Source organism: Carnobacterium sp. 1290_CSPC (assembly GCF_001053265.1).
Lineage (GTDB): Bacteria > Bacillota > Bacilli > Lactobacillales > Aerococcaceae > Aerococcus > Aerococcus urinaeequi.
Window position 1 is genome coordinate 26,609 of sequence record NZ_JVVG01000090.1, and the last position, 10,303, is coordinate 36,911.

Annotated in this window: 10 protein-coding genes; 8 read left to right on the top strand and 2 right to left on the bottom strand. The window is 38.2% G+C overall.

All coding sequences use genetic code 11. The features are described 5' to 3' along the window. The first annotated feature begins 145 nt into the window (after positions 1-145). The 3 genes from rimM (at position 146) to AC973_RS08225 (ending at position 2,001) form a co-directional block, all read left to right on the top strand. Positions 146-721, top strand: coding sequence for a ribosome maturation factor RimM (rimM, locus tag AC973_RS08215; RefSeq protein WP_048729485.1), 576 nt, complete (start codon positions 146-148; stop codon positions 719-721). After that, entirely contained in the window at positions 721-1,458 is a 738-nt protein-coding gene (gene trmD, locus AC973_RS08220; protein WP_048729487.1) for a tRNA (guanosine(37)-N1)-methyltransferase TrmD, read from the top strand. Before rimM ends, trmD begins: the two co-directional genes overlap by 1 nt. 105 nt (positions 1,459-1,563) lie before the next feature. Then, a complete protein-coding gene (locus AC973_RS08225) occupies positions 1,564-2,001 on the top strand; it encodes a DUF2188 domain-containing protein (protein WP_048729489.1) in 438 nt (145 codons plus the stop codon). A gap of 70 nt (positions 2,002-2,071) precedes the next feature. Here the strand turns inward: AC973_RS08225 and AC973_RS08230 are convergent, their stop codons facing one another. After that, positions 2,072-3,580, bottom strand: a complete 1,509-nt coding sequence (locus AC973_RS08230; RefSeq protein WP_048729490.1) for a pyruvate kinase — start codon at positions 3,578-3,580, stop codon at positions 2,072-2,074. A gap of 347 nt (positions 3,581-3,927) precedes the next feature. Here AC973_RS08230 and rplS point away from each other — a divergent pair, with 347 nt between their 5' ends. The 5 genes from rplS to AC973_RS08260 all read left to right on the top strand — a co-directional run bounded on the left by rplS (position 3,928) and on the right by AC973_RS08260 (position 7,468). Further along, the gene (gene rplS, locus AC973_RS08235) at positions 3,928-4,284 is read left to right on the top strand and encodes a 50S ribosomal protein L19 (protein ID WP_004262406.1); all 357 of its coding nucleotides are present in this window, start codon (positions 3,928-3,930) and stop codon (positions 4,282-4,284) included. A 111-nt stretch (positions 4,285-4,395) separates the two neighbouring features. Then, entirely contained in the window at positions 4,396-5,664 is a 1,269-nt protein-coding gene (locus tag AC973_RS08240; RefSeq protein WP_048729493.1) for a ClC family H(+)/Cl(-) exchange transporter, read from the top strand. Between the two features lie 23 nt (positions 5,665-5,687). Next, complete coding sequence (locus AC973_RS08245; RefSeq protein WP_048729494.1) at positions 5,688-6,182, top strand: GNAT family N-acetyltransferase; 495 nt, start codon at positions 5,688-5,690, stop codon at positions 6,180-6,182. A gap of 539 nt (positions 6,183-6,721) precedes the next feature. After that, complete coding sequence (locus AC973_RS08255; protein WP_048729497.1) at positions 6,722-7,072, top strand: hypothetical protein; 351 nt, start codon at positions 6,722-6,724, stop codon at positions 7,070-7,072. A 48-nt stretch (positions 7,073-7,120) separates the two neighbouring features. Next, on the top strand, positions 7,121-7,468 hold the full coding sequence (locus AC973_RS08260; protein ID WP_048729499.1) for a hypothetical protein: 348 nt from the start codon (positions 7,121-7,123) through the stop codon (positions 7,466-7,468). Between the two features lie 1,146 nt (positions 7,469-8,614). Here AC973_RS08260 and AC973_RS08270 read toward each other — a convergent pair. Continuing rightward, positions 8,615-10,030: an aldehyde dehydrogenase family protein gene (locus AC973_RS08270; protein WP_048729502.1), complete on the bottom strand. Its 1,416-nt coding sequence runs from the start codon at positions 10,028-10,030 to the stop codon at positions 8,615-8,617. Positions 10,031-10,303: the final 273 nt, after the last annotated feature.

A 10,303-nucleotide genomic window follows, 5' to 3' on the forward strand; every position in this document is an offset into this window, starting at 1 on the left:
ACGGTGTATTCATGTAAAATAAGACTGACGTTTGACCATGATGGTTTATATGGCTATAGTGGTTGCTAAAATGTGAGGCGTGTCTTTTTCTAGTAAGCGGTTTGAATATTGGAAGATTGACACGTAAGAAGGGAAGGCAATAGATATGGTGAAGATTGAGGGCATGGCTGAAGAGCAGTATTATTTGGTTGGGAAAATCGTGAATACGCAGGCCTTACGCGGTGAAGTGCGTGTGATGGCGACAACTGATTTCCCGGAAGAACGCTTTAAAATTGGCGCGACTTTGGCAATTTTTAACGGCGATAAATTGGTTGAAATGGTTGAGGTGGATGGTCACCGCCTACATAAGAAATTCAATCTCCTACATTTTAAAGGTAAGGATAATATTAATGATGTAGAAAAATTCAAAGGATTTGATTTGAAGGTTGCGGGCACTGAGCGCGAGGCGGACGAATTGGATGAGAATGAATTTTATTATGATGACATTATTGGCCTAGAAGTCTATACGACTGATGAGATTTATCTAGGCAAGGTGCGTGAGATTACGTCACTACCGTCTAATGATGTGTGGGCTATTCAGCGTCCAAATAAAGGGAAAGATATTTTGATTCCTTATATTGAAGATATTGTGTTAGAGATTGATTTGGCTGATAACCGAGTTGTGATTGACCCGATGGATGGTCTGATTGATGATGTGGACGCGGAAAAGGGTGACGCCTAATGCAGATTGATGTGTTAAGCCTTTTTCCAGAGATGTTTGAAGGTCCAATGAACACGTCAATTATTGGGAAGGCCCAGGAAAAAGGGGTGGCCAATATTGATGTGACGGACTTTCGTAAGTTTGCAGTAAACAAACACGGGCATGTGGACGATTATCCTTATGGCGGTGGTGCTGGGATGTTGCTACGGGTGGATCCGATTAATGATGCCTTAGAAGAAATTGAGGGTAAACATCCTGATACTAAAAAACGGGTGATTTTGATGGATCCAGCTGGCGAAACTTTTACGCAGAAACATGCGGAATCATTTGCTGAAGATGACCATTTAATTTTTATTTGTGGCCACTACGAAGGCTATGACGAGCGGATTCGGTCATATGTGACCGACGAAATTTCGGTTGGAGACTATGTACTTACTGGTGGCGAATTAGGGGCTATGATTGTGATTGACGCTACTGTCCGCTTGCTTGAAGATGCGGTGGGTAACGAGGAATCGATTACGGGTGACTCCTTCTCGACTGGTTTGTTAGAGTATCCACAATATACTCGCCCAGCTGAATACAAAGGAATGACTGTGCCGGATGTGTTGATGTCTGGTAACCATGCTAAGATTGCTGACTGGAAGGGGAAAGAATCATTACGCCGGACCTATGAACGTCGGCCAGATATGTTAGAAAATTACCCATTAACCGACCAACAGGCTAAATGGTTAGAAGAAATTAAAGCAGAAACTGAGTAGGACTGTTAAGAGTGGTCCTCAGTTTCAAACTAACTTCAACATGGGTTTCCTTTTTATTTGTTCACTATTCTTGATACAATATGAGTTAAGAATGGAGATGATGTTATGCCATGGAATATGCAAGATTATCCTAACAACTTAAAAAACTTTGATGAGGTTGAACGAAAGAAGATCATTGAGATCATGAATGCTATGGAAGCTTCAGGTTACAAAGAGGAAGATTTAATACCAATTGCAATCCAACAAGGTAAAGAATGGTATCAGAATGCTTCTGATAAAGAGATTTCGGAAGTTAAACATGCAACCAATCCCAAAAAGAGCGATAAGCATGATACTGAATCGGCCAATCCTGATTTGATGGATGAGGACGTTCAAGTGAAGTTTGATCATGAGCATGCACAATGGCAAGTAATTACCGTGAAGGCAAAACGCGCTACGGATACTTTTGATTTAAAAGAGGATGCTATGAAGCGGGCTAAGGAAATTGCTGATAACAAGGGGACAAAAGTAATTGCTTATACCAAGGATGGTAAGCGACAATAACAATCAAAATGCTGTAGTTAGACATTATAAAACACCTACCTTTAGGTTATTAGAGGTAGGTGTTTATTTTTTATTCGAAAATGGTTTTGGCTACGTTTAGTTGCTTCATTAAGGCTGTCTTTTTGAATTGGTGTTCATCAATGTCTTCTAAAATTGACCGTAAGAGATTGATCCCTTCGAGGATATTCTCACCTTTATTTAACATGACACATTCAGCTCGTGCCCCCATAGACACATCTGAAATTTCAGCACGTGAAGGTACACCTGATTTTACCAAGGATTCCAGGACCTGGGTGGCCCAAATTACAGGGATTTGTGCAGCCTCGCAGAACCAAAGAATTTCTTCTTGGACAACAGATAGTCGTAGATAGCCAACTTCTACAGCTAAGTCTCCTCTGGCAATCATAATGCCTGTTGGTCGGTAGCGGTTGGCTTCGATAATGATGTTGATGAGGTTCTCAAAACCAGAGACGGTTTCTAGTTTGATCGTCGCTAGTTTATCTTGCTCTTCGGTTACTTTTTCTGCCATTGCCTGATTAATATGACGAACGTCGTCCAAGTCGTGGACGAAGGAGAAGCCGATAACGTCAGCAGCTTCTTTTGAAAAAGCCAAATCATCGATATCTTTATCGGTTAATACAGGGATATTTAACTCACGATCAGGGAAGTTGATGCCTTTCGTGGCTTTCACTTTCTTACCGTTTGATGCCATTTGGGTGATGCGAATTTTCACCCCTTCAGGATAAGTTTTTTGGACTTTACCTATAATTTTACCATCATCAAGTGACACCGCCTCATCAACCTTTAAATCTTGAATAATTTCTGGAATTGGACAAGATAAGACAATTTCACAATCATAAAAGTCTTTTAATGTCGTATCGCTTGTGAGGAAAAAACTATCTCCCTCATAAAGCTTGGGGTTTTGTAGGGTAGTATAGATGGCTTGAATTCGTACTTTAGGACCAGCAATGTCGGTAAAAATTTTAATGTCCCGCTCGTATTTCTTGCCAGCTTGATGAATATTTTCAACCATTTTCCCCCAAGTAGATACATCATCATGGGCACAGTTAATACGGGCTACGTCTAAACCTGCCTCTACCATGCGGTCAACTAAGTCTTGGTCAGTTGCAGCTTCATTGGGCATAGTAACCATAATGCGTGAATAGCGGTTGTTAGCTCCTTGGCCAAAGAAATCTTTGGTGAGTTTGTCTAGGGTAGAGCCGTGCCCTTGACTGGTTTTCGTCATATGTTCAGGTATGTCAACTGCAGGCATGTCCGCACTTTTGGCGAGATGATAAGCGACTAAATCAAGGGTAGCTAATACATGGCCTTCGAGACGACCAAGTGAAGAAAGACCAAGATTTCCCAATTTTAATTGTAGGTTGCGAATATCACGGCGACGAAGGGCAACATAATAAGCAAAATTTAAGGCTGCTTCTTTAAAATCTTCACGGAGAGTGGAAGGATCCCAGGATGCATAAATGTTTTGGCCATCCTTATAGACGTTTTTACGTAAATCGGATACTTCTAAATATAAATCTTTATAGATATTGTTTATTTGCTGTTTGTCATTTGTCATTTCTACATCTCCTTTGTATAAACTTGTAACCGTTTCCTATTCACCTATCATTGTATCGTGAACACGAGCAACTAACAAATATTTGGTTGGTGAAATTGGGGTATTTTATTGAAACGATTCCTATTAAGGATGCTTAGTCTGAAGATGTTACTTTAGAATAAAGCAGACGAGTGATCACAAACCCTTATATAGGACTTCCACTATTTATAACAAGAAACTTTCAACTTTCTATTTACAATAAGTGATAAATTTGATATACTATTAAAGGTGTTGTTTCAACACATACTTTATGATATTCCGCTGTGGCAAAACTGCCATATGAGTGTTGTTGGAAGGAGAGAATCTAAATGAGTAATTTAATTGATCAAATCACTTCAGAACAACTACGTAACGATGTACCTGACTTCCGTCCTGGTGACACTGTTCGTGTACACGCGAAAGTTGTTGAGGGTGAACGTGAACGTATCCAGTTATTTGACGGTGTTGTTATCCAACGTCGTGGTGCTGGTATCAGCGAAACTTACACAGTTCGTAAAATTTCAAACGGTGTTGGTGTTGAACGTACTTTCCCAGTACACACGCCACGCGTAGCTAAAATTGAAGTATTACGTGAAGGTAAAGTTCGTCGTGCTAAATTGTTCTACTTACGTGACTTACATGGTAAGGCTGCACGTATTCCAGAACGTCGCCGTAAACAAAAATAATGCTACCACAGTAGCTATACAGAGAATCCCAATCGAGCTTTTTCTTGGTTGGGATTTTTTTATTTAGATATATTTAAAGAGTCAAACTTGTCAAAGAGGGGTATGATATTGATGCATGAAGGACGATTGAATTATCGTTTGGGTTTATTGTCGGTTGTAACTGGGGTTATCGTGGGAATTGTGTTGTCTGGATTTCGACTGGCTATTCCAGCAATCATGCATGTGGTTGAGGGTGTTTTGGTCTGGGGACAGACTTCGATTTGGCATAGCATCGGCTTTGTTTTGATGTTTGCGGTTATCGGCTGCATTGTGGCTTGGACAGCTAAGCAGGAACCTATGATTGGTGGGTCAGGTATTCCACAAATTGCCGGGAAATTAAGCGGTAAGCTCAATTTTTCATGGGCATCGGTCTTATTTTATAAATTATTAGGTGGTTTATTGGCTATCGGATCAGGTTTGACGCTTGGGCGTGAAGGTCCTTCTGTCCAAATCGGTGCTTCAATCGGGCAAGGGGTGGCAGAAGTTACCAAAACGCCTGCTAAATCCGGTAAATACTTGATTGTTGGGGCTGCAGGAGCCGGTTTAGCCACTGCTTTTAATGCGCCAGTATCCGGTATTATTTTCTGCTTAGAGGAATTATTGAAGAAGGTTACCCGTCGTGGATTTTTGTCTGCCACTTTAACGATAATTACAGCATCTTTAGTATCGATAGCACTGATTGGAGATGATGCTGCTATCACTATTCCTCAAGCTTTACATGTGGAAATGGCTACTTACCCTTATTTACTTATTTTAGGGATTTTGTTAGGTTTATCAGGTGTACTTTTTAATAAAGTTATCTTATGGTCTAAAGCTATATATAGTAAATGGACTGCACCTACTTTTTGGAAAATGGTTTTTCCCTTTGTGCTAACGGCACTTGTACTTTTGATGGATGTGCGGTTAATCGGGTCGGGCGAAGAACTTATTTTGCTACCATTTTTAGATAATCCGGGTCTGTTGACCTTGCTCTATCTATTCCTGGCAAAACTAGTTATGCTCGGTGTGGCATTCGGGTCAGGCATACCAGGCGGTATCTTTTTCCCATTATTATCACTTGGTGCTTTAGTAGGGAATATTTATGCAAGTGGATTACATGCTTTAGGTTTAGTGGATGCATATACGATTACGGTCTTTACTGTCATTGCGATGGCAGCGCATTTTGCAGCGATTGTCCGCGCACCATTAACGGGTATTTTTCTAATATTAGAAATGACAGGGGGCTCTATCCAGTATTTACTCCCAATTGCCATTGTCACTTTTATTGCGTACTTTGTGGCAGAAATATGCCAATCTGAACCTATATACGAATCATTATTAGGATTGATGGTGAAAGCGTAGAATGAGTCTATAGGAGGGGAAATATGCAGATAAATTTTAGGCAAGCAACATTAAATGATTTAGACCGTATTATGGTCATTGAAGAGAGCGGCTTTACCCCTGAGGAAGCAGCGAGTCGAGAAGCTATGGCTGAGCGGATAGCGGTCATTCCAGATACTTTTATACTGGCGACAGACCAGGAAGGGACGATATTGGGTTATGTTGTGGGTCCGGTGATTAAGGACAGGTATTTACATGATGACTTGTTTGAGAAAACGGTAGCCAATCCGGCAGTCGGTGGCTATGTGGGTGTGTTGAGTCTGGTGGTGGATCCCGCATTTCACGGTCAAGGCATTGCCAGTAAGTTGTTGTATGAACTGGCAGATCGTGCGAAAAAGAGCGGCCGAGTTGGCATTAGCTTGACTTGTTTAGAGGGATTAATTCCTTTTTACGAGCGGAATGGCTATGTGAATGAAGGTATTTCGGATTCAACCCATGCCGGTGAAACATGGTATAACTTGGTTTTGTATTTGAAATAGCTATGATAAAAACCTTGATTAAGGCGTCTGATTAATGGTATCGATTGGGCGTCTTTTTTGATGTGAAAAATTGAATTATACTTTAAAAGGTATAATTTTATGATAGACTAGAAGTAAGAAGTAGTTCTAACGATTAAATAAAAAATAGAAATGTTTGTTTGGGGAGGAGTAAAAATGAATAAACAATTACTATGGACGCTCAATTTATTAGGTATATTGGGTTATGTGGTACTATCAATTGTTTTGCCATGGTCTCTAATTGTTAGAGTGTATCTATTTATATTAGTTTGTTCTTTCTACTACACAATTGATCAAATTAGTAAATTATTAAATACGAGACGAGGTTGGATAAGAGGGATCTTGCTAGGTTTATCTATAGTACTCTTTAGTCAAACTTTTTGGAGTGAAAACAATCAGGTAGCAATCTACTTAATGCTGTTTATCATTTTTTGTACAATAACCTACGCCTTGTTTTTCAAAAGTGAAGCGAGTTGAGATAAATAGTTTTAAGGATAAGTTGTTCAGTGGGAGTGATATAAATGATTGTTGAAAAATTTGTTAAAAATAGTATATGGGTAGCGCTTCTAATCTATATTGGTGTTGTATTTATTTTTCCAGATAATAGAGCATTAGAAGATGCCATGCATAGACTGTTTACCGTTACTATTTTAATAAATGGTTTCTTTATCGATAGAGAAAAAGATGCTATCTATAATCATACAATTTCAAGAATTTTGATATGCATTCTGCTTGTATTCTTTATATCCACTGCTATATTTGCCCCTTATAATCTGCAACTAAACAAAATTTCTGCTATCGCACTATTTACAGTGATTCTCACTATGTTGATCATTTATTACCTAAGGAAGTATCTGATAAAAAGAACGTAATCTTTTTGACAATTATGGGAAGTGTTGTTTGAGAAGGTGGCATTAGACATGGAAATTAGAAAATACATTAATATTGCTGGTGTAGTAGCTATAATATTTTATCTAGCTACCTTATATTCTTATCCAGAGAATCTGGAATTACGAATGGTGATGCAAAGAATGGTATTTGCAGCTATATTTCTCAACCCTACAAATCCGGATGAAACGCTATTTAAAGGGAAATTCTTAAAAATTATTTTGTGGTCCGCTTTCGCATTTTTTGTGGCTACGCCAATCTTTGTCTCTTATAACCATCCGCTGGATTGGCAGTCTGGAGTATCGATTTTTGTGGTTTTCGGGATAGCTGTTGTGCATCGTTTACTTATTTGGATTATGAATAAGTGGGTAAAGAACTAGGGGGGTTAACAAGGTAATGTATAGGAATTGTGAAGGGGAGTAAATATGACTGTGAAGAAATATTTAAATGTTGCAATCGGTTTAGCTTTAATATTGCACATCGTGCATTATTTTTTATGTCAGAGAATATTGCTTTGGAACAAATGCCATCAAGATTACTGATGGCATGTTGTTTAGCTAGAGTATTCGTTTTCAGTGATAATGTAAGTTACCTACTAAAAGGAAAAGTGTATCGTATAACATTTTGGATACTACTTGCTTTCTATCTAGCGAGTCCATTCGTCGTTCCATACAACGACCAAGTCAATAAATTTTCTATAATTATATTGGCCGTTTACCTAGTTGTAATAGTTATTGTTGATATAAGAAATTATGATTTTAATGCAAAATGATTTATTTATATCAAAGCGACCTACGGTTTAGAAGACCGTTGCTCTCTGACTAAAAGTTACTTTAGAGATTGCGAGGGTAATAGAGACAAAGAGGAAGTAAATTTTAAAATGTCTTATTTTAGGAGCAGATGAGCGTATGCTCTTTTTTTATGGTAAATCAGTAGAAGTTTAACTAGGTAATTTTGAATATTAAAAAAATTTAATTCTTTTATTCTAAATAAGAACGATATGTGCTATATTGATAACAAATAAGTTGTAACTATCTTGCTAAAAAAGTGCACAAAAAAAGCGCCGAGACAGCGCCACTATAGAAGTTGATTACGGACAAAGCCTTATTTTAACTTGCTATGTTGTTTCGAATGACTCCAAAACTCCAATTCGTGAATATTCGAACGGAAAATAGTTTTAGAGCTGTGTTGTTTCGAATGACTCCAAAACAAAAGAATACGGCACAAGTGTATTAAGTAAGTTTTAGAGCTGTGCTGTTTCGAATGACTCCAAAACAATCGTAATCAAAAACGAACCATATTTTGTGTTTTAGAGCTAAGCTTTCTTGGATGGTATTTTCTATTATTTGTTCTTGAGTAAATTATCGCAAATGTATATTACTCCATGATTGTTGACATGTTCTTCATCTTCATACCCATTCCTTATGATGAATATAATTAAAGCCCTGATATTAAGTAGGATAAACTTCCTAATATCAGGGCTCTTTTTAATGAACTATTATAAGTTTTTCTTAACAAATTCTTCTTTAATCTTCTAAGAAAATCGCCTTAGTTTCTAAGTAGTCTTCAACACCAAATAGACCGTTTTCGCGACCTAGTCCGGATTGTTTATAGCCACCAAATGGCGCAAGCGGATTACGTTCTGATTTGTTTACAAAGATATTACCAGTTCGTAATTGCTTAGCTACTTTATAAGCATCTTCAGTAGGTCCAACTACTGCACCTGAAAGGCCGTAAATTGAGTCATTTGCAATTTCAATGGCTTCTTCTTCAGTATCGTATGTGATGATGACAAGTACAGGACCAAAAATTTCTTCTTGGGCAATTGTCATATCATTAGTCACGTTTGTGAAGACAGTAGGTGTTACAAAATGACCAGTTTCAATGGCTGGTTTTTTATCACCGACTAAAACTTTAGCACCTTCTGCTTTACCTTTTTCAATATATTCGAGTACTGTTTTCTTTTGATTAGCAGATACCATTGGGCCAACAAGCGTATTTGGATCAGCAGGATCACCGATAACGACGTTCTCTTCATAGAAAGATTTTACTTCAGCTTCTACATCAGCTAATTCGTCTTTAGGTACTAACAGTCTTGTAAGTGCAGTACAAGTTTGCCCTTGGTTGTTTAAAATAGTGCCCATTGCTTTTTTAACTGCAAAGGATAAATCGCCACCAGGTAAATAAACTAACGCAGATTTACCACCTAGTTCAAGAATGATATGCTTGATTCCTTTAGCAGCATTTTCATATAGCCCTTGACCAACTTCTGTTGACCCAGTAAAGGAAACAACGGCGACATCTTCATGTTCTGCTAGATAGTTACCAGCCCCACTACCACTTCCAAGGATTAGGTTGAATACACCTTTTGGAAAGCCTACTTTTTCAGCTAATTCAAATAGTTTAACTGCAGTAAGTGGTGTATCAGATGCTGGTTTAACAACTACGGTATTCCCAGCTAATAAAGCAGGTGTGATTTTCCGTTGAATTTGATTTAACGGATAGTTCCAAGGTGTGATTGCAGCAACTACACCATAACCTTCTTTAATGACTTTAGTATTACCAATTTGTTGCGTTAAATTGTAGTCTTTAATGGCCTCAACTGTAGCTGACATTTCATCAATAGCTAAACCAACTTGTCCTGACTCGGAGAAGGTCTTGGCAGCACCAAATTCTTCAACAATAATGTCACGAATCTCTTCTTTGTGAGCTTTGATTTCATCTAATAATTTTTCTACATAACCGGTTCTTTCTTCAAGAGATAGATTATTCCAAGCAGGAAAGGCGGTCTTAGCTGCTTCAACTGCTTGGTCAACATCTTCATTTGCAGAGTATGCGACTTGGGCAAACGTTTCTTCAGTTGTCGGGTTTTCTACTTCTTTGTATTCATTATTGGTAGGGGCTGTCCACACACCGTTAATGAAATTGTTATACTTTTTCATGAGAAATCCTCCTTAAAATCTTTTGCCTAACTATCTTATATGATAAAGGACATTTTGATAGCTGGCTAGTGAAACGAATTGGCGCTACCTTGTTCTTAATCGCTACCGGGGAGCTTGAAAGAGCCTTTTTATTCTAAAACAGCGACTTGTCGGATACTTTGTATGAAATTGAATAAAAAATAAAATTTGTGTCAAAAAGGGCTAGAATTTGTGGGTTTAGAGGTTTATAATTAGCTATCAGAAAACAATGTTAACACCTAGTTTGGCGGTATT

What these genes read in the sequence shown, in the direction of transcription:
- trmD (WP_048729487.1), top strand. Translation starts at nt 721, where the DNA reads ATGCAGATTGATGTGTTAAGCCTTTTTCCAGAGATGTTTGAAGGTCCA.
- AC973_RS08225 (WP_048729489.1), top strand. Translation starts at nt 1,564, where the DNA reads ATGCCATGGAATATGCAAGATTATCCTAACAACTTAAAAAACTTTGAT.
- AC973_RS08270 (WP_048729502.1), bottom strand. Translation starts at nt 10,030, where the DNA reads ATGAAAAAGTATAACAATTTCATTAACGGTGTGTGGACAGCCCCTACC.
- AC973_RS08240 (WP_048729493.1), top strand. Translation starts at nt 4,396, where the DNA reads ATGCATGAAGGACGATTGAATTATCGTTTGGGTTTATTGTCGGTTGTA.
- AC973_RS08255 (WP_048729497.1), top strand. Translation starts at nt 6,722, where the DNA reads ATGATTGTTGAAAAATTTGTTAAAAATAGTATATGGGTAGCGCTTCTA.
- AC973_RS08230 (WP_048729490.1), bottom strand. Translation starts at nt 3,580, where the DNA reads ATGACAAATGACAAACAGCAAATAAACAATATCTATAAAGATTTATAT.
- rplS (WP_004262406.1), top strand. Translation starts at nt 3,928, where the DNA reads ATGAGTAATTTAATTGATCAAATCACTTCAGAACAACTACGTAACGAT.
- rimM (WP_048729485.1), top strand. Translation starts at nt 146, where the DNA reads ATGGTGAAGATTGAGGGCATGGCTGAAGAGCAGTATTATTTGGTTGGG.
- AC973_RS08245 (WP_048729494.1), top strand. Translation starts at nt 5,688, where the DNA reads ATGCAGATAAATTTTAGGCAAGCAACATTAAATGATTTAGACCGTATT.
- AC973_RS08260 (WP_048729499.1), top strand. Translation starts at nt 7,121, where the DNA reads ATGGAAATTAGAAAATACATTAATATTGCTGGTGTAGTAGCTATAATA.